General features: G+C 52.9%; 18 protein-coding genes. 11 read left to right on the plus strand and 7 right to left on the minus strand.

All coding sequences use genetic code 11. The annotated features are described in order from the left end of the window. Nucleotide 1: 1 nt before the first annotated feature. The 4 genes from AADB16_RS10970 to AADB16_RS10985 are packed head-to-tail and all read right to left on the minus strand — an operon-like array spanning nucleotide 2 to nucleotide 3,469. The gene (locus tag AADB16_RS10970; protein WP_410803248.1) at nucleotides 2-1,267 is read right to left on the minus strand and encodes an NAD(P)/FAD-dependent oxidoreductase; all 1,266 of its coding nucleotides are present in this window, start codon (nucleotides 1,265-1,267) and stop codon (nucleotides 2-4) included. Further along, a complete protein-coding gene (locus AADB16_RS10975; RefSeq protein WP_410803250.1) occupies nucleotides 1,264-2,064 on the minus strand; it encodes an SDR family NAD(P)-dependent oxidoreductase in 801 nt (266 codons plus the stop codon). The genes AADB16_RS10970 and AADB16_RS10975 overlap by 4 nt, the downstream gene beginning before the upstream one ends. Further along, the gene (locus AADB16_RS10980; RefSeq protein ID WP_410803252.1) at nucleotides 2,061-2,516 is read right to left on the minus strand and encodes a nuclear transport factor 2 family protein; all 456 of its coding nucleotides are present in this window, start codon (nucleotides 2,514-2,516) and stop codon (nucleotides 2,061-2,063) included. The genes AADB16_RS10975 and AADB16_RS10980 overlap by 4 nt, the downstream gene beginning before the upstream one ends. After that, a complete protein-coding gene (locus AADB16_RS10985) occupies nucleotides 2,513-3,469 on the minus strand; it encodes an acyl-CoA desaturase (RefSeq protein ID WP_410803254.1) in 957 nt (318 codons plus the stop codon). The genes AADB16_RS10980 and AADB16_RS10985 overlap by 4 nt, the downstream gene beginning before the upstream one ends. A 118-nt stretch (nucleotides 3,470-3,587) precedes the next feature. On the opposite strand from AADB16_RS10985, the gene AADB16_RS10990 reads away from it, so the two are divergent. Further along, nucleotides 3,588-4,631, plus strand: coding sequence for an NAD(P)/FAD-dependent oxidoreductase (locus AADB16_RS10990; RefSeq protein WP_410803256.1), 1,044 nt, complete (start codon nucleotides 3,588-3,590; stop codon nucleotides 4,629-4,631). Here the strand turns inward: AADB16_RS10990 and AADB16_RS10995 are convergent. Further along, the gene (locus AADB16_RS10995; RefSeq protein WP_410803258.1) at nucleotides 4,621-6,105 is read right to left on the minus strand and encodes an HD domain-containing protein; all 1,485 of its coding nucleotides are present in this window, start codon (nucleotides 6,103-6,105) and stop codon (nucleotides 4,621-4,623) included. The two genes, AADB16_RS10990 and AADB16_RS10995, sit on opposite strands and share 11 nt — an antisense overlap. Nucleotides 6,106-6,218: 113 nt before the next feature. On the opposite strand from AADB16_RS10995, the gene AADB16_RS11000 reads away from it, so the two are divergent. From AADB16_RS11000 to AADB16_RS11030, 7 genes are all read left to right on the plus strand, one after another. Further along, nucleotides 6,219-7,439 (plus strand): PP2C family protein-serine/threonine phosphatase, encoded by a 1,221-nt coding sequence (locus AADB16_RS11000; RefSeq protein WP_309043462.1) that lies wholly within the window; start codon nucleotides 6,219-6,221, stop codon nucleotides 7,437-7,439. A 16-nt stretch (nucleotides 7,440-7,455) separates the two neighbouring features. Then, a complete protein-coding gene (locus AADB16_RS11005; RefSeq protein WP_309043463.1) occupies nucleotides 7,456-7,947 on the plus strand; it encodes an STAS domain-containing protein in 492 nt (163 codons plus the stop codon). Nucleotides 7,948-8,013: 66 nt separating this feature from the next. Beyond that, entirely contained in the window at nucleotides 8,014-9,081 is a 1,068-nt protein-coding gene (locus tag AADB16_RS11010) for an NAD(P)H-dependent glycerol-3-phosphate dehydrogenase (protein ID WP_309043464.1), read from the plus strand. A gap of 34 nt (nucleotides 9,082-9,115) precedes the next feature. Beyond that, entirely contained in the window at nucleotides 9,116-9,565 is a 450-nt protein-coding gene (gene sixA / locus AADB16_RS11015) for a phosphohistidine phosphatase SixA (protein WP_298447158.1), read from the plus strand. Between the two features lie 43 nt (nucleotides 9,566-9,608). Continuing rightward, nucleotides 9,609-10,505: a radical SAM protein gene (locus tag AADB16_RS11020; protein ID WP_410803262.1), complete on the plus strand. Its 897-nt coding sequence runs from the start codon at nucleotides 9,609-9,611 to the stop codon at nucleotides 10,503-10,505. Nucleotides 10,506-10,529: 24 nt separating this feature from the next. Next, entirely contained in the window at nucleotides 10,530-11,096 is a 567-nt protein-coding gene (locus tag AADB16_RS11025) for a DUF1285 domain-containing protein (RefSeq protein ID WP_410803264.1), read from the plus strand. Nucleotides 11,097-11,296: 200 nt separating this feature from the next. After that, nucleotides 11,297-11,758 (plus strand): FKBP-type peptidyl-prolyl cis-trans isomerase, encoded by a 462-nt coding sequence (locus AADB16_RS11030; RefSeq protein WP_410803265.1) that lies wholly within the window; start codon nucleotides 11,297-11,299, stop codon nucleotides 11,756-11,758. A 153-nt stretch (nucleotides 11,759-11,911) separates the two neighbouring features. Here AADB16_RS11030 and AADB16_RS11035 read toward each other — a convergent pair whose 3' ends face one another. Then, a complete protein-coding gene (locus tag AADB16_RS11035) occupies nucleotides 11,912-13,564 on the minus strand; it encodes an electron transfer flavoprotein-ubiquinone oxidoreductase (RefSeq protein ID WP_298447150.1) in 1,653 nt (550 codons plus the stop codon). A gap of 535 nt (nucleotides 13,565-14,099) precedes the next feature. Here AADB16_RS11035 and AADB16_RS11040 point away from each other — a divergent pair. The 3 genes from AADB16_RS11040 to AADB16_RS11050 all read left to right on the plus strand — a co-directional run bounded on the left by AADB16_RS11040 (nucleotide 14,100) and on the right by AADB16_RS11050 (nucleotide 16,739). Then, a complete protein-coding gene (locus AADB16_RS11040) occupies nucleotides 14,100-14,849 on the plus strand; it encodes an electron transfer flavoprotein subunit beta/FixA family protein (RefSeq protein WP_410803267.1) in 750 nt (249 codons plus the stop codon). Beyond that, nucleotides 14,850-15,791 carry an electron transfer flavoprotein subunit alpha/FixB family protein gene (locus tag AADB16_RS11045; RefSeq protein WP_410803269.1) on the plus strand — a complete coding sequence of 314 codons (942 nt, stop codon included), beginning with the start codon at nucleotides 14,850-14,852 and terminating at the stop codon, nucleotides 15,789-15,791. Between the two features lie 105 nt (nucleotides 15,792-15,896). Beyond that, entirely contained in the window at nucleotides 15,897-16,739 is an 843-nt protein-coding gene (locus tag AADB16_RS11050) for a putative RNA methyltransferase (protein ID WP_410803271.1), read from the plus strand. 13 nt (nucleotides 16,740-16,752) lie between these two features. Here AADB16_RS11050 and AADB16_RS11055 read toward each other — a convergent pair whose 3' ends face one another. Continuing rightward, entirely contained in the window at nucleotides 16,753-17,229 is a 477-nt protein-coding gene (locus tag AADB16_RS11055; RefSeq protein WP_410803273.1) for a hypothetical protein, read from the minus strand. Between the last annotated feature and the right edge of the window lie 9 nt (nucleotides 17,230-17,238).

Genomic DNA, 17,238 nt, shown 5'->3' on the forward strand with positions numbered 1-17,238 from the left:
GTCAGAGCTCCATTCCAAAATCACCTGTTACCCGCAGGGCACTGCGCACGCCATCTTCATGGAACCCGTTAAACCAGTATGCGCCGCAATAATGGGTACGGTTTTGGTTGCCAATCTCTGTGTAGCGCTCCTGCGCCTGAACGGCATCCAGCGTAAATACAGGATGGGCATAGTTGAAGCGCTTGATCACCTTATCCGGAGCAATGTCTTTACTGCGGTTCAGGGTGACACAGAAAATTTCCGGCGCCTGATCGAAATTTTGCAGGATATTCATGTTGTAGGTAACCGAAACCGGCTCCGAACTGTGCTTTGGGATGTAGTAGTTCCAGGCGGCCCAGGCTCTTTGGTTGTTTGGGAGTACGCTGCTGTCGGTATGCAGAACAACATCGTTTTTCTGATAGGGAATGGCGCCCAGAATATCCCGCTCCTGTTCGCTGGGGTCGGTTAGCATCTCCAGGGCCTGATCGCTATGGCAGGCAAATATAACTTGATCGAACTCATGGGATTGGCCTTGAGCGCTCACCGAAACGCCGCTTTCACTTCGGCTGACAGCGTCTACGGGCGTATTCAGGCGAATGCAACCTCCAAGCCGATCCATCATTGCCTTGACGTATTGGGCAGAACCGCCGGAAATAACCCTCCAGGTAGGACGGTCGTCAACTGACAGCATGCCGTGGTTATTGAAGAATTGCAGGAAGAAGCGGATCGGGAACTGCTCCAGCACAATCTCCGGCGCCGACCAGATGGCTGCTCCCATAGGCACAATGTAGTAGTTCCGGAAGTACCGGGAATAGCCATTCCGGTTGAGGTAGGCGCCCAGAGTTTCGGTGTTTTCGATCTTTCCAGCCACCATATCGGCCCGGGTTTCCTTGTTAAACCTGAGAATCTCACGAACCATATTCAGGAATCGTAAGTTAAGCAGGTTTTTACGTTGGGCGAACAGCGTATTCAAACTGGTGCCATTGTATTGCAGGCCTGTGGAGCTGCTGTCCACACTGAAACTCATGTCGCTGACTTCCGAAGGCACACCCAGGCGTTCCATCAGGCGCATGAAATTCGGATAGGTCCAGTCGTTGAACACAATAAAGCCGGTGTTCACAGGCCAGACTCGCCCATCTGCCTCCACATATTCGGTGTTGGTGTGCCCACCTGCGTAATCACCGGCTTCAAAGATTTCCACATCGTGTTTTTCTGCCAGAAGCCAAGCAGCCGTGAGGCCAGACACTCCGGCGCCAATCACAGCAATACGCTGACGTTCGTTATTCATCGATTGTTTTCCTGTTCGCTGGAACTTTTTCGGGCCATGGAGGCTGCCATTCGGTCGATCAGTGACTGCGGCAGGGCGCCCAAGCATTTAAGAATCCACGTAAAACGCTTTGGGAACGCGATTTCGTTATGGCCCTTGGCAAGACCACTCACAATCCGTTCTGCGGCATCTTCGGCAGTGACGAGAAATGGCATCGGGAAATCGTTGCGGTCAGTCAGAGGCGTTTTTACAAACCCTGGTGATACCAGGACCACATCAATGCCCTCTGCTGCCAGATCCGCACGCAGGCTCTGGGCGAAGTACGCTAATGCCGCCTTGGATGCGCCATAGCCTTCAGCACGAGCGAATGGAAACCACCAGGCAGAAGAGCCCACAATAACCAGGGTGGCTGATAAACCTTTGGCACGAGTACGGCGAAGTGCAGGTAAGGCGATGTCAACGCAGCGTGCAGTGCCGATGACATTGGTTTCAACATTCTGGGTAATCACATCGCTGTTGTAGTCGGCAACATCAAGGTATTCACAGGTACCCGCGTTGAGGATAGCCATGTTCAGATCGCCAAAGGATTCCAGTACTGGCGCCAGCGCTTGTAGATCCTCTTTGCGGGTTGTGTCCGCCACTGCCGGAGTGATTTTCCCTGCTGCAAGTGTTTGCAGTTGCGCCAGAGGCTCAGCTCGGCGCCCGGTAACGATTAAGCGATGTCCGCCACGCGCGAGGGCCTGGGTTAATGACTCGCCAATCCCTGAACTGGCGCCGGTAATCCAGATGTTGGATACGGTTTTAAGACGCTCACTCATCCTGCGTACCCCTTCACCCAGCGAATAACCCGTCCGATCACCGGCAGGTTTTCGTAGAGCAGTTGCCCGGCATCAAAGTAGTCTCGGTGATAACAGACCTTCCCGCCTTTAACTGCCACATGGCTGATGCCTGCTACCTGTATCTCTCTGCCCCCGCAAATGCGCTTGTGGCGCAAATGCATTACCCACGGGATAGTGGCTGAGCTGTCCTGCACCAAGGCGTCTTCGAATACAAATTGGCACGAGATTACGTTGGAGTATGAACCTGCAAGGTAGTGAGTCAGCGCATCAAGACCTTCAACAGCGCCGAGCGGGTCCTGGAAGCGGATGTCCTCGCTGTACACAGCAGGCAACGTGTTCAGATTGCCCTTGTCCAGCTGGTTGAACAGGACCCTGAACGCTTCCAGCGTCGCGGGCATGGCCGGATTGGCACAGCCAACTTCGATTTTCATTTCTGCACCTTCCTGAGTTCGTCACGCTGACGGGTTTCTTCCTGAATATGTATGGGGATCGGATTCAAATCCCAGATGATGCCTAATTTCGAAAGAGCCCAAAGCCCATACCAGGTGATGTCTATTTCGTACCAGCGGAAGCCCTGGCGTACAGACTGCGGCCACCGGTGGTGATTGTTATGCCAGCCTTCGCCCAGCGTCAGTAGTGCTAACCAAAAATTATTTCGGCTATCGTCGGCAGTCTCAAACCGACGCTTGCCCCACACATGGGAGAGCGAGTTAATTGAAACGGTTGCGTGAAACAGCGCCACCGTTGATATGAAAAATCCCCAGACCAGCATTTGCAGGCCGTTAGTGCCAAGCCCTGGCGCCCAGGCTGCCAGCGCCTCACCCAAGCCGTATATCAATACGGCGGAAGCTGCTGGTACCAGAGCATCAAAACGGTTCAGAAGCTTGAGTTCCGGGAATTTTAGCCAGTCGCGTATGCGTTTTTCATCGGTAATAAAACCTGCATCACAGGTAAACCACCCCATGTGGGCCCACCAGAACCCGCCTTGGTGAGGGGAGTGCAGGTCTTGTTCCCGGTCAGAATGCTGGTGGTGGTGACGGTGGTGGGCTGCCCACCAAAGTGGCCCCCGCTGAGCGGCACTGGCGCCGAGTACGCCAAAAGCAAATTGAGCAATGCGGCTTGTTTTAAAGGTCTTGTGCGCAAAGTACCGATGATAGAATCCGGTAATGGCAAACATTCTCAGCCAGAAAAACACCAAAGAGAAGCCGGCCGCGAACCCGCTTACACCCGTGTAGAAGGCCAGCAAACAGGCCAGGTGCAAGGCCAGAAACGGTATGACCCGCACAATGTTAAAGGCGCGGGAGGTAGCATCTATGTGATCCAAACCGGCGTCGGTATCGAACCATCTTTGAATATTTATGAAAAAGTTTTGCACTCGGGTCATACCCTGATTGCCCTTTTGCTCTGAATGGAACCTGTATAGCGAGGCGTTCGGAAAGCCCGGGCCCTGTCGCTTGCTGGTTTGTACGCTCTGACCACAGTCATTGGATGCACCCTAAACCATGTTTAATGAGACGATTTGTGAAAATGATATACGCCGTATCGCGATAGTTGGTTCAGGCCTTGCGGGTTTAACTGCCGCCATCAAACTGAAACAGCAGGGTCACGACGTGACAGTTTTTGAAAAAAGCCGGGGCCCTGGTGGCAGGCTCGCAGCAAAACGGGTTGCTGGCGGATCCGCAGATGTTGGCGCTCAATACTTCACCGCCCGAAATCCGGATTTCCTGCCATTTCTGACTGAGTTTGCCGGTAACGATAGCTTTAATACGTGGACTGGCCACCTGGGGTTTCAGGACAAGCAAGGCCAGTGGCAAGCATTTCCTGACGAACCCCGCTATGTGGGTACACCGAGAATGACTGCTATTTCCCGTGCGCTGGGGGCCCATGTAAATGTGGTGGCAGAAACCCGGATTGAACAACTTGTTCACAACAACGATGGGTGGTTACTTTCGGATACCGGTGGAGAGCAGGTGGGCCAATTCGATCAGGTTATTATCACTGCTCCGCCGGCCCAGGCCAGAGATTTGCTGGCGCAGAGTGATTTGCCGGAACTGGCTGCGCAGCTTGATGATGCAGTGAGCCGAGTTTTACCTTGCTGGGCTGTGGCCGCCAGGTTTGAGGAGAATCCATGGCCGCGCCACGTTGGCATGCGGTGTGATCACAACGCTCTTTACTGGGTGGCCAATAACTCCAGCAAACCTGGGCGTGAAAACGCAGATCTGAATGACAAAGGCGTGTGGTGGGTGTTGCATGCAAACGCTGACTGGACGAAACAGAATGTCGATGCAACGCTGGAGCAGGTAACAGCAGATTTAACCGCAGCCTTCCGGGGACTGACAGGATCGGATGCCAAAGTGACCGATTCAGTCGCTCATCGCTGGCTGTATGCTCGCTCAGAAGGCGGCGCAAGCCCCGGCCACCTTTGGTTTGAGGAGCAGGGCATTGGCCTTGCAGGCGACTGGCTCAGTGGGGGCAGGGTTGAAGGCGCTTTCGACAGCGCCTCTAGTTTGGTATCTGCCTGCTCGGCAAAGCCAGTTAGCCGGTGATCCCTTTTGCGGCATCTACGGTGGAGTCTGGGCGGGTGTAAAAGTGGGTAATGGTTCCGTCGCTGAACTTGCTGAAAAAGGCACTGACATCGGTGATCTTTTTCAGCGAGCGGGTGCGGTTCACCGGGTCCCGCACCAGCACCTTTATACCATTGAAGTTATCCTGAATGTTGGAAAAACGAGCCCGCATGGAGCAAGTAACCACGTGGGCAGGATTCAATTCCATAGCTTCGGCCAGCCAGGCGCTGTGGCTGGCAATGCCACTGGCTGACAGATCTTCCCGGGTATCCAGGTGGTTCAGCTTTACCCGGTTGACGATGCAGAAGGAAAAACTGTCGGGGCGCTGGCGGGCAACCTTCCGGAAAGCCTCCCAAAAGAAGTTGTCAGTGAGTTCTGCAAAGTACCGCATGTTGCTAAGGCAGGTATCAACCCACTCAAAGCTCTCTGCATCCTCCAGAACTTCGTTGATGGCCTCACGCAGCAGCCAGTCAAATCCCAGTGCTGTTTTGTGGGCGTATACCTTGCGGTACATCTGGTAGCGGCTGTATACAAAGTCTTCCAGCGCCCCCAAACCTTTCTGAGTAATAGCCAGCCCAAGCCAGGGTTCTGATTCGTCCCATCCAATACGCAGGTTGCTCAGCAGGTGGTCGAGGTTGAACCCACCGATGGTCACCGACGAGTGAAACCCGTCGCGGAGCATGTAATCCGCGCGATCGGCATCAATTTCCCCGGATACGATGGATGAGAGCAGGCCAAGCACCAGCTGTGGAATATTCTCGCTGATCAAAGATCCGGCTTCTGCATCTGCTCCTGCGATAAAGCCCCAGAAGGTTCTGGCATGGCGGCAGAAGGTTTCGCTTGGTGTCACCTCGGTGGTTTCCATAATGCCGATAACATCTTCGACATGAAGCCCGGCTCCTTCCATATCTACCGCTGCGAGCACATCGTGCGCTACCCGCACGGAATAGTGCTCATGCTCCAGTTCCTCTGGTTCGGCACGGTGGTAGGCGGAATAATCGACACCTTCCCACAGATCGGCAAAGCGACCTGGGCGGCTCATCAGATCACGAATCCGCTGTGCCTTGGTGAACTGGTGCGAGAAGCTTGAGTGCCCGCTGTCATGAAGCAAGCACCCCATGCGAATGGTTTTTGCCAGGTAATCAATGGCGTCCAGTTGGCTCAAGCTGAGATCTGTCTGGTTGCTAAGCTGACGCTCGCGCAGGTAGGCGTCGATCATGGAGCGGAACATTCGTGTGCCAACGTGCATCACCCCAATACTGTGCAAAAACCGGGAGTGTGTTGCGCCGGGGAATACCAGGCTGAGAATGTCGTTTTGGCAGATGTTCCGCAGGCGTTGGAACAGAGGGTGGTCAATCACCTGCACCTCATGACGGTATAACGGAATCGCGCCGTGAACCGGGTCCATAATCAGCTTGTCATAAGCGCCCAACAGGTCATTTACTGCACTTCTCATTCGCAGGAATCTCCGGGTTTCGTGAAACTGGCCTTGTTATATCACAGAGGCGTGCCAAAATAGGTTTTGAAACGCCAATTTTCCTTTATCGCTGGTAGTTTAGGGCAGCAGCCATGACCTCGCGCACCGGGCGCCTACTCATTCGAATCCTGATCATTGATGCAGACGAGAAGACTCGCGCTGAACTTGCGCGCTACCTTGAAACCAGGGGCTTTTATGTGTCTGGCTATCGTGATCTGGCCACGGCAAGTGCAGTTATTGAAGATAACATGCCCGATGTTATCTTTGCAGACCTCATGCCTCCTCAGATCGAGAGCTTGGCGGATCAGTTGGAAGAAGCCGAATCACCCACGCCAATTGTTGCATTCTCCGCCACTGAATCGAGCAAAGAGGTCGTCGATGCGCTTCGTTCAGGGGCCTCGGATTTCGTACTTAAACCATTTGGTAAAGATAAAAAGTCCCTGAGCGATGTAATTCGCAAACTACTCGACCGTGTAAGGTTGAGTCGCCTTAATCAGCTGTATCGCCAGGAACTTGAAGACGCCAACCGCGACCTTCGAAATGGTATTGCCGAACTGCGGGCTGATCAAAGGGCAGGGCGAAAAGTCCAGATGCGCATGTTGCCCGAGAAAGAGCAGTTTACCGGTGGCCTGTATGTTGATCACTTGATTAAACCTTCGCTCTTTCTGAGTGGTGATTTTCTCGATTACTTCCCGCTTAGTGAAGACAAAACGCTGGTTTATATTGCCGATGTGTCTGGCCACGGTGCCAGCTCTGCATTTGTCACTGTGCTGCTGAAAAACCTGAGTAACCGTTTACAGCGAAATCTTCGCCGCGGATCCACCGATGACATTCTTTATCCTGATCGGTTTTTGCAGCGCATTAACTCCGAGCTGCTCGACACGGGTCTCGGAAAACACGTAACGATGTTTGTTGGTATCATTTCTCTTAGCGAGCGTAAGTTACGGTATTCGGTGGGCGGACATTTTCCGATGCCGGTGCTCTCTTTTGATGGTGGAGAAACGGCATTTCTCGAAGGCAGCGGCCTTCCGATTGGACTGTTTGAAACCCCGGAGTGGGAAGTATACGACGTTGCTTTGGACAAACCGTTTCATCTGATTCTGTTTTCAGATGGGATTCTGGAAGTCATCCGGCAAAAGAGTCTGGATGAAAAGGAGCAGAGACTACTTGAACTCGTATCTGGAGGTCGTCACACTGTCGCATCTCTAAGCGAGGCTCTCAATCTCGATGAGATCACGGAGTTGCCGGACGATATCGGTATAGTGACGGTTACTGATACAGTGAAAGTGTCAGACAACACATCGTTGAAATAATGGCAGTGTGAGAGACATGGCTGGTTACAAGATCCTACAGGCTGAAAAACAGGGCATTTATGTCCTTAAGTTTATTGGAGAAATCCGGCTGAACCTTTGTTGCACGCTGGACAATCTGGTTGATTCCATTACCCTGGATCCGCATTTTAAAACCGTGGTTATTGATCTCACGGAAACCGAAATTATTGACAGCACTACCCTCGGCCTCCTCGCCAAAATTGCGATGGCAGCCCAAAAGCAAAGCCAGTTCTTACCTACGCTTATTACGACCAACCCCGACATTACCCGTATTATCACCTCCATGGGCTTTGATAAGATCTTCATTATCGTCCGTGAGCCTGCCTCCCGCATCGAAGAACTCGAAGAAATACCTGTACTGAGAGCGAGCGAACAGGACGTGCGTGACAGGGTACTGGCTGCTCATAAGGTTCTTATGGGGCTGAACAGCCAAAACCGGGAAGAGTTCAAGAATCTTGTTCGCGCTCTGGAGTGCGAAGAACCCGGCTGAAATGCTGTGTTTGCCTCATCAGGGCCCCAACAGATTCGAACCTGATTCAAAACAGACGGATTAACTATGCCCGAAAAAAACGAGCCTCTAAAAAATGGGGCCGAAGAGCCGGTGCACGATGTAGCGGTTCTCGGAGGAGGCAGCTTTGGCTCTGCCCTGGCAAAAGTACTTGGTGAGAATGGCCACCGGGTGCACTTCTGGATGCGTGATGAGGCCCAGGCCGAAGAAATACGCACAACCGGCATTAACAGCCGTTATATGCCAGATGTCGTTATCAAAGGCGATATACAGCCGACCACGGACCTGGCCAGCGCTGTAAACAAAGCGGAAATCGTATTTGTCGCCATCCCCAGCAAGGCATTCCGTGCCGTAATCAAAGAAAACAGTGGCAACTTTCCTCAAGGGCAGATCGTTGTAAGCCTGACCAAGGGCATAGAAGCCAATGGCTTCAAGCTCATGAGCGAAATTCTCCAAGAAGAAATCCCTCACTGTCGCATTGGGGTTCTAAGTGGCCCGAACCTGGCGAGCGAAATTGCAAACCGGGAGCTTACCGCCACGGTGATTGCAGCCAAAGATCCCCAGGTAAGAAGCAGGGTTCAGGATCTTCTCGGATGTGAGTACTTCCGTGTGTACGCCAACGTGGACATCTACGGCGTAGAACTAGCAGGCGCGCTCAAGAATATCTACGCCATTGTTTCCGGTTTAGCCTCCGCCTTGAATATGGGTGAAAACGCCAAGGCCATGCTGATTACCCGCGGGCTTGCCGAAATGAGCCGCTTTGCTGTCAGCCTTGGAGCCAACCCGATGACCTTTATGGGGCTTGCGGGCGTAGGCGATCTGATTGCCACCTGCACTTCTTCAAAAAGCCGAAATTACCGGGTTGGCCATGCTGTAGGCCAGGGTAAGAAGCTGGATGATGCTGTGGCCGAACTGGGCCAGGTAGCGGAAGGCATCTACACGCTGGAACTGGTGAAAGAAAAGGCTGAAGAGCTAGGGATCTACATGCCCTTGGTTCGCGGGCTTTTTGAGATTTTGTACGGAGACGCGCCCATCAGTGCCGTAATCAACAAGCTGATGATGTCTGTGCAGAACTCCGACGTGGAGTTCATACTGCCCAGGACAGTCGCAGAATAAAGAGTAATACGGGAGCCACTATTGGAGGTTAACTGTGCATCTGCTCATTATGCGTCATGGCGAGGCTGGTTGGCACTCGCTTGATCAGGAACGAACGCTCACCGAAATTGGCCGCAAGCAGGTTGCGCAGTGCGCGACGCAGATCGCCTCGTCGCCTTGGCGCCCAGAAGTAATCTGGAGCAGCCCCTACATACGTGCACGGCAAACAGCGGCCATTGTTTCAGAGATTCTGAACTGCCCTGTGGAAGAGAAAGATTTCATCACACCGGATGACGACCCTGGGGTTTGTCTGAATGCTCTGCTTGAAAACAAGCACTCACCGTTAATGCTGGTATCGCATATGCCTTTGGTGGGAGCCTTGTCTACATTGCTTATTGATGGGCATCGCCGGGGCATTCCCTTTATGACCTCGCAAGCAGTGGTCCTTGATATGCCCGTTGTAGGCCCTGGCTGCGCCGACTTGAAAACCCAGTTTTTGCCCTGATTAAATTAGGATCAGGGTCACTTCTTTTGTTTGAGTACATACTATGTACAGCTTTCCTATTGATTATGTTGAGCCCGTTTTCCGGCCACCCAGCGAAGCAAAATCGCTGATTCTGCCGGTAACCAACGGCTGCTCCTGGAATAAATGCACCTTCTGTGAAATGTACACTCAGCCACAGAAAAAATTCCGCGCCCGCAAGCCGGAGGATGTCCGCAAGGATATTGAAAATGCAGCCAACAGCTTGGGCGGAGTAAAGCGGGTGTTTCTGGCGGATGGTGACGCCATGGTGCTGCCCACCCGGCGATTGCTGGAGATACTGGGGGAGTTGAATGCGGCGTTCCCGGAATTGCAGCGAGTGTCCAGCTACTGCCTACCCAGAAACCTCGCCAAGAAGACTGTGGAAGAACTCAAACAGCTGCGGGAAGCCGGGCTAAAGATTCTCTACGTTGGAATGGAATCCGGGGACGACGAGGTCTTGCGGCGCATCAATAAAGGGGAAACCTGGGAATCAACGCGCTCTGCCTTGGTGAAAATTCGTGAAGCGGGGCTAACCAGTTCTGTAATGGTGCTGAATGGTTTAGGTGGCGAAACCCTTTCCCGCCAACATGCCATCAATACGGCAACCCTGTGCAACGAAACCCAGCCCGATTACCTCTCTACTCTGGTGGTCAGCTTTCCCCAGGGAGAAGAACGTTTCCGTGAAGGGTTTGGTGCGGATTTTGTACCGCTTTCCCAGCAAGCGCTGTTTGAGGAGATTAAAACCTTTCTTGAACACCTTGAACTCGATAAAACCATATTCAGAAGCGACCACGCCTCAAATTATCTGGTCCTTAAAGGAGCCCTGGGGCGGGACAAGCAGAAATTGTTGGATCAGGTTAACCTTGCCATCACAAGCCCGGGCGCAGTGCCGCTCAGGGCCGAGTGGCAGCGTGGGTTGTAAATTACCGATTAACGGAGCTGAGATATGAGCCAGAGCCCGGACAATCTTGTTGAACAGGTGCAAAAAGCCGGAAAAAATCTCAGCCATCCACCGTTGCATAAATGGCACCCGGAACTTTCCGGAGACATGGATCTGCGGATTAGCCGTGATGGCCTATGGATTCACAAGGGCGACCCAATCGGCCGGGAAGCTATCGTGAAATTGTTTTCAGCCATACTCCGCCGTGAGGAAGACGGGCACTACTACCTGGTAACGCCTGTAGAGAAGTGGCGGATTCAGGTTGAGGATACGCCTTTGCTTGCTCACTCTCTTACCGTTGAGGGAAGCGGCGAGCAACAGATCATTAAGTTAATCACCAACGTGGGCGAAACTATTGAAGTTGGCGTGGACCATCCCCTCGAAGTCGGCAGCTATGAGGCGTCGGATCAACCCCGGCCCATAGTGCGCATACGCCATGGTGTCGACGCCCGCCTTGTAACTGCGGCTTACTACGATTTGGCAGAGTATGTTGTGGAACAAACCATCGACGGAAAGCCGGTATTGGGCGTATTCAGTCACGGAAATTTCTACAAAATCGGGCAGGGCGGTTGAAAAGTCTGGGGGCGCCCCCAGAAATGACGGTGGAAAACGCACTCTGTCACTTGTTAAACTGTGTTTTCACTCTTGTTACGAGCCTGGCTCTCAAACGAGGCCCGGTGGTCGTTAGTCCCTCTGTTCAGTCTGGCTGTTCATGATTACTTTCGATTGCCCTTAATCAATCAAACAGTCATTGCGACACTCAAGGAGATCACATGGCCCAACCTCGCGTTGTTACCATCCACTACACGCTTACCAACAACCAGGGAGAAGAGCTGGACTCCTCCCGTGGCGAAGGTCGCGAGCCTCTGTCTTATCTGGAAGGTGCACAAAACATCATCGGTGGGCTGGAAAGCGCACTGAACGAGAAGAGCGCAGGCGACCAGGTTAAAGTTTCTGTTGAGCCTGCTGAAGGCTACGGCGAAATCAACGAAGAGCTGGTTCAGCCAGTTCCACGTACCGCGTTTGAAGGTGTCGACACCATCGAGCCAGGTATGCAGTTCCAGGCTCAGACCCCAGGCGGCCCCCAGGTTGTACGTGTTGTGGAAGTAAGCGAAGAAACCGTCACCATCGACGCGAACCACCCGCTTGCTGGTGAGACTCTGCACTTTGATGTTGAAATCATCGAAGCGCGTGACGCCACTGAAGAAGAACAGGAACACGGTCACGCTCACTAAGAGTGTAAGTGCCGGTTCTGAAGAGGGCTCCCAAGGGAGCCCTTTTTTTGTGCGCCTATAAAGCGAGAATAAAAAAACGGAGCTGCGGATTCAACCGCAACTCCGTTCTTTCAAAGCATCGGGTAAATCGATGCTTTAGGCTACCACGCCAACTTACATGTTGGGGTAGTTTGGACCACCGCCGCCTTCGGGCGTTACCCAAGTAATGTTCTGTGCAGGGTCCTTGATATCACAGGTCTTGCAGTGAACACAGTTCTGAGCGTTGATCTGGAAGCGCATTCCGCTGCCGTCGTCCTTTTCAACCACTTCGTAAACCCCTGCAGGGCAGTAGCGCTGAGCAGGCTCATCGTACTTCGGCAGGTTGTGGTTAATGGGGATGTCAGGGTCGGTCAGCTTCAGGTGAACCGGCTGGTTTTCCGCGTGGTTGGTATTGGAAATAAACACCGACGTCAGGCGATCAAAGGTCAGCTTGTTATCCGGTTTGGGATAGTTGATCTTTTTGCACTCAGCCGCAGGTTTCATTGTGGCGTAGTCGGGCGTCAAGTCACGCAGTGTGAACGGCAGGCTTCTACGCAGAATGTTCTGCTCGAAGAATGCAACTGCTCCACCAATGAAGTTGCCGAACTTATGCATCGCTGGACCAAAGTTGCGCTCATCGTACAACTCTTTATACAGCCAGCTCTTTTCAAAACGGTCTGCAAAGCTGGTAATTTCCTCACCAGTCTGGCCACTCTTAAGTGCTTCAAATACTGCTTCAGCGCCCAAAAGGCCTGATTTCATAGCAGTGTGAGACCCTTTAATCTTGGAGCTGTTCAGGGTGCCCGCATCGCAACCCAGTATCAGGCCGCCGGGGAAGCTCATCTTGGGCAGAGCATTGTATCCACCCTTGCTCAGGGCCCGGGCGCCATAGGATACCCGCTTGCCGCCGTCCAGGTACTTTCGGAATTCAGGGTGGAGCTTGAGGCGTTGGAATTCTTCAAACGGGCTCATGTGTGGGTTGCTGTAGGAAAGATCAGCAATCAACCCAACGTAGACCTGGCCGTTCTCAAGGTGATAAAGGAAGGAGCCGCCAGTAGAGCCGGTCTCTGTCAGAGGCCAACCGGTTGTGTGAACAACAAGGCCTGGCTCATGTTTGGCAGGGTCAATGTCCCACAGCTCTTTAATACCGATGCCGTAATGCTGGGGGTCTTTGCCTTCGTCGAGATTGAAATCTTTAATCAGACGCTTGCCCAGGTGCCCACGACAGCCTTCGGTAAACAGTGTGTACTTGGCGCGCAGTTCCATGCCCGGCATGTAGCCGTCTTTTTCCGAGCCATCGGCTGCAACGCCCATGTCACCGGTAATGATGCCTTTAACCTGGCCGTCTTCTACAATCGTCTCAGCTGCAGCAAACCCCGGGTAAACTTCTACGCCCAAGGCTTCCGCCTGTTCACCAAGCCAGCGGCACAGGTTACCAAGGCTGATAATATAGTTGCCGTGGTTGTGCATGTTCTTCGGTACGAAAGCGTTTGGTATCTTGGTTCCCTTGTCCTGGTTCTTCAGCAGGAAAATATCGTCACGGGTAACCGGAGTGTTCAGTGGGGCGCCTTTCTCTTTCCAATCGGGAAAGAGTTCATTGAGGGCGGTGGGTTCAAATACGGTACCGGCCAGAATGTGCGCGCCGATCTCGGAACCTTTCTCTACTACGCACACCGTCAGTTCTTCGCCAGACTCTTGTGCCAGCTGCATAACTCGGCAAGCTGCCGACAAGCCAGCAGGGCCGCCGCCGACGATAAGAACATCAAATTCCATCGATTCGCGTTCCACGTTGGTCTCCTCAAACATCTTTTAATGGATTTTGTATGCCCGTAGGCTTTTTTAAAATTCTGGGGCGCCATCATACCGGTAAATGTTTGCCCAGACGACTACCCACAGGCGAATACTCAGCCTTTATAAGCTTAAAGGATAACGTATTTGAGGATTCAAACAAACGTTTGTTTGAATTTTAGCCAAAGGTTTGGCATTGTAGATTCGTACTGTAAAACAGTGCGCTGAGCCGCCCGGTGCGTGTGTTTCTGCCCTTATCAGCAGGTGCTGTATCGGTTAATTGGCTCAGAAAACATCTGTGGCGCGTCTAACTGGACTATTGACCCGTTTAATCTTTGCCTTCAGTATTAGTCCGCCGTGACGGATGGCCCCAGTGCGAGGCCGCTGTTTGTAACGTTCGGTCTGTATACCAGTTTAACGGTATCTTGCCGAGACGCAGCAATCGAGAATGCTCTGTCACCCGCCCATTCAGGGCTTGTCTAAGAGTATTTTTTGGTTGAGAGTCATTAACCCATCGTAGAAGAACGAGGAATCTATGAAGGTTCTGGTCGCTGTAAAACGAGTAATCGACTACAACGTAAAGGTACGCGTCAAGCCGGATAACACTGGTGTTGATCTCGCCAACGTCAAAATGGCAATGAACCCATTCTGCGAAATCGCTGTTGAAGAAGCGGTTCGTCTGAAGGAAAAGGGCATTGCAAACGAAATTGTCGTGGTTTCCATTGGCCCCAAGGCCTGTCAGGAGCAGATTCGTACTGCTTTGGCGCTGGGCGCTGACCGTGGCATCCACATTGAAGCCGATGAGGACGTCCAGTCCCTCGACGCCGCCAAATTGCTGAAGGCCGTGGTTGAGAAAGAAGAGCCAAAACTGGTTATTCTCGGCAAGCAGTCCATCGATTCTGATAACAACCAGACCGGCCAGATGCTGGCTGCGCTGACTGGCATGGGCCAGGGCACCTTCGCGTCTGAAGTGGTTGTTGATGGCGAAAAAGTCAATGTTACCCGTGAGGTAGACGGTGGTCTGATGACCCTTTCCCTGAGCCTCCCTGCGGTTGTAACCACCGACCTGCGTTTGAACGAGCCGCGTTACGCGTCCCTGCCAAACATCATGAAAGCCAAGAAGAAGCCACTCGATGTGACGAGCCCGGCGGATCTGGGTGTTGAGATTGCAGCGCGCCTGACCACGTTGAAAGTGGAAGCACCGGCTGCCCGTTCAGCAGGTATTAAAGTGGCAGACGTAGCCGAGCTGGTCGATAAACTGAAGAACGAAGCGAAGGTGATCTAAATGAGCATCCTTGTAATTGCTGAACACGACAACAGCAGCCTGAAGCAGGCGACTCTGAGCGTTGTAGCGGCTGCCAAGGCCATCGGTGGTGACATTGACGTACTGGTTGCCGGCGAAAACTGTGGCGCGGTTGCAGAAGCTGCCGCCAAGGCGGAAGGCGTTGCAAAGGTACTGGTTGCCGACAACGCAGCATACGGTCACTTCCTGGGTGAGAACCTGGGCGAGCTGGTTGCAGAAGTGGGTAAGGGCTACAGCCACATCCTGACTTCTGCCGGTACCACAGGCAAAGACTTCATGCCCCGCGTTGCTGCGCTGCTGGACGTTGCCCAGGTATCTGACATCATTCGCGTTGAGTCTGAAGACACCTTCGTTCGTCCGATCTACGCCGGCAACGCCATCGCAACGGTTAAGGCCAGCGATAGCATCAAGGTAATCACCGTGCGCCCGACTGGTTTTGATCCGGTAGCGGCTGAAGGTGGTTCTGCTTCTGTTGAGCAGCTCGACGTTGTTAAAGACGCAGGCCTGTCTTCCTTTGTTGGTGAAGAAAAAGCCAAGTCCGATCGCCCTGATCTGGCCAGTGCCGGTATCGTTATCTCCGGTGGTCGTGGCATGCAGAATGGCGACAACTTCAAGATGCTGGAGCAGGTTGCTGATCTTCTGGGCGCCGGCATGGGTGCTTCCCGTGCAGCAGTCGACGCCGGCTTCGTGCCGAACGACATGCAGGTAGGCCAGACCGGTAAGATTGTTGCGCCACAGCTGTACATCGCTGTTGGTATCTCCGGTGCTATCCAGCACTTGGCAGGTATGTCTGATTCCAAAGTGATCGTTGCGATCAACAAGGATGAAGAAGCACCTATCTTCCAGGTTGCCGATTACGGCCTGGTAGCGGATCTGTTTGAAGCAGTGCCGCAACTTGAGGAAGAGCTGAAGAAGGTTCTATAACCCTCTGTCAGTAAACAAAAAAGACACCTCCGGGTGTCTTTTTTGTTGGATAATCATAAACTGTAACCCTGTACTCGTTATCTTTTCCGATGCGGATATCTCTGAATGACCATCACCCCATTTGAAGCTCTTGCTTGCCCAATCGACGGATCTGCGCTGCAGTTAAACGGGAGCAGTCGGCAGTGTAGTGCTGGCCATAGTTTTGATATTGCGCGCCAGGGATACGTCCACTTGCTGCCAGTTCAGAATAAACGCTCCAAAGATCCCGGAGACAACAAGGAGATGGTTGCGGCGCGCCAGAGATTTCTGGCCGCGGGATTTTATGAGCCCATTGCTGAAGCAGTTTATCGGGCAGTGTTCCATGAAAATTACAGTGATGCGGCTATCGCTTGTATGGATGCGGGCTGTGGGGAAGGGTACTACATGCGGTATCTGGCAGGGAAAATGCCAGATACCGCACGCCTCGCGCTGCTGGGGCTGGATATCTCCAAGTGGGCCATATTATCTGCGGCCAAACAGGACAAAGCGCCCGAATGGGTCGTTGGCAGTAACGCTAATCTGCCTGTGCTGCCTGAAACGCTGGATTGCATACTGTGCTTGTTCGGCTTTCCGGTTTACAAGGAGTTTGCCCGAGTGCTCAGGCCAGGCGGGGAGATAGTGCAGGTAGACTCAGGGCCAGACCACCTCATAGAGCTGCGGGAAATCATATATTCTGAATTGAAAGAGCCCCGGCAGTCGCCGAGTGATGCCCCTGAGGGTTTCACAATGGTGGATACTTCTGCAGTGCGCTTCAACCTTAGCCTTCCGGGTAAGCAGGCAATTTCTGATTTGTTGGCGATGACGCCACACTTGTATCGAGCTGGAGCGGAGGGTCTCGCGCGTGCGGCAGAGCTTGAGTCACTTACGGTTACTGTAGAGGCCACCGTAAAACGCTTCAAAAAGAGCTGATCTGCCTTGCGCCCTATTGGTCGCTCTTTTTCTGCTCAGGAGTATTCCTTTTTAACATCACCCGCTTCTCAGCTTTAGTGATAAAAAGGGAGTCGGCAAGTAAATGAATGGCCTTATTCGTAGTGCGGACCGCATGATAAACCTGCTTGCTGGTCTGATCGTGGGTTTTTCGGGCTTTCACAGCACTTTCGCGGGTTTCGTCGTCTTTTGAGAGGCGCTCAACCAGGCCAAAAGTAGTGTTAGCGATTGCTTTGTGCACCTTTTCCACCGCACTCGTACCACCAGATACTGTGTTTTCCAACAGTTTTGCCCGGTTACGTACCTCATAGAGATCGAGACGGCGTTTTTGAACAGCGCTGTTGATGGCAATGTTGTATGAATTTAACTTGCGCATGAGAACTCTGGAACGCCTGGCTTGCACGAATCCATAGCCAAGTGCGCCCGAGGCAATGATCAATAAAAGCAATGCCAAGGCTAGCTTGGCAGTCACTGTGCGATA

The sequence above is a fragment of the Marinobacter sp. KMM 10035 genome (genome assembly GCF_046537445.1).
In the GTDB taxonomy this organism is placed as follows: Bacteria; Pseudomonadota; Gammaproteobacteria; order Pseudomonadales; family Oleiphilaceae; genus Marinobacter; species Marinobacter sediminicola.

Bases quoted from the DNA above. Each gene is read 5' to 3' on its own strand.
- AADB16_RS10980 (WP_410803252.1), bottom strand. From the start codon at position 2,516: ATGAAAATCGAAGTTGGCTGTGCCAATCCGGCCATGCCCGCGACGCTG.
- AADB16_RS11010 (WP_309043464.1), top strand. From the start codon at position 8,014: ATGCCCGAAAAAAACGAGCCTCTAAAAAATGGGGCCGAAGAGCCGGTG.
- AADB16_RS11000 (WP_309043462.1), top strand. From the start codon at position 6,219: ATGACCTCGCGCACCGGGCGCCTACTCATTCGAATCCTGATCATTGAT.
- AADB16_RS11045 (WP_410803269.1), top strand. From the start codon at position 14,850: ATGAGCATCCTTGTAATTGCTGAACACGACAACAGCAGCCTGAAGCAG.
- AADB16_RS11050 (WP_410803271.1), top strand. From the start codon at position 15,897: ATGACCATCACCCCATTTGAAGCTCTTGCTTGCCCAATCGACGGATCT.
- AADB16_RS11040 (WP_410803267.1), top strand. From the start codon at position 14,100: ATGAAGGTTCTGGTCGCTGTAAAACGAGTAATCGACTACAACGTAAAG.
- AADB16_RS10975 (WP_410803250.1), bottom strand. From the start codon at position 2,064: ATGAGTGAGCGTCTTAAAACCGTATCCAACATCTGGATTACCGGCGCC.
- AADB16_RS11030 (WP_410803265.1), top strand. From the start codon at position 11,297: ATGGCCCAACCTCGCGTTGTTACCATCCACTACACGCTTACCAACAAC.
- AADB16_RS10995 (WP_410803258.1), bottom strand. From the start codon at position 6,105: ATGAGAAGTGCAGTAAATGACCTGTTGGGCGCTTATGACAAGCTGATT.
- AADB16_RS11005 (WP_309043463.1), top strand. From the start codon at position 7,456: ATGGCTGGTTACAAGATCCTACAGGCTGAAAAACAGGGCATTTATGTC.
- AADB16_RS10985 (WP_410803254.1), bottom strand. From the start codon at position 3,469: ATGACCCGAGTGCAAAACTTTTTCATAAATATTCAAAGATGGTTCGAT.
- AADB16_RS10990 (WP_410803256.1), top strand. From the start codon at position 3,588: ATGTTTAATGAGACGATTTGTGAAAATGATATACGCCGTATCGCGATA.
- AADB16_RS10970 (WP_410803248.1), bottom strand. From the start codon at position 1,267: ATGAATAACGAACGTCAGCGTATTGCTGTGATTGGCGCCGGAGTGTCT.
- AADB16_RS11025 (WP_410803264.1), top strand. From the start codon at position 10,530: ATGAGCCAGAGCCCGGACAATCTTGTTGAACAGGTGCAAAAAGCCGGA.
- AADB16_RS11020 (WP_410803262.1), top strand. From the start codon at position 9,609: ATGTACAGCTTTCCTATTGATTATGTTGAGCCCGTTTTCCGGCCACCC.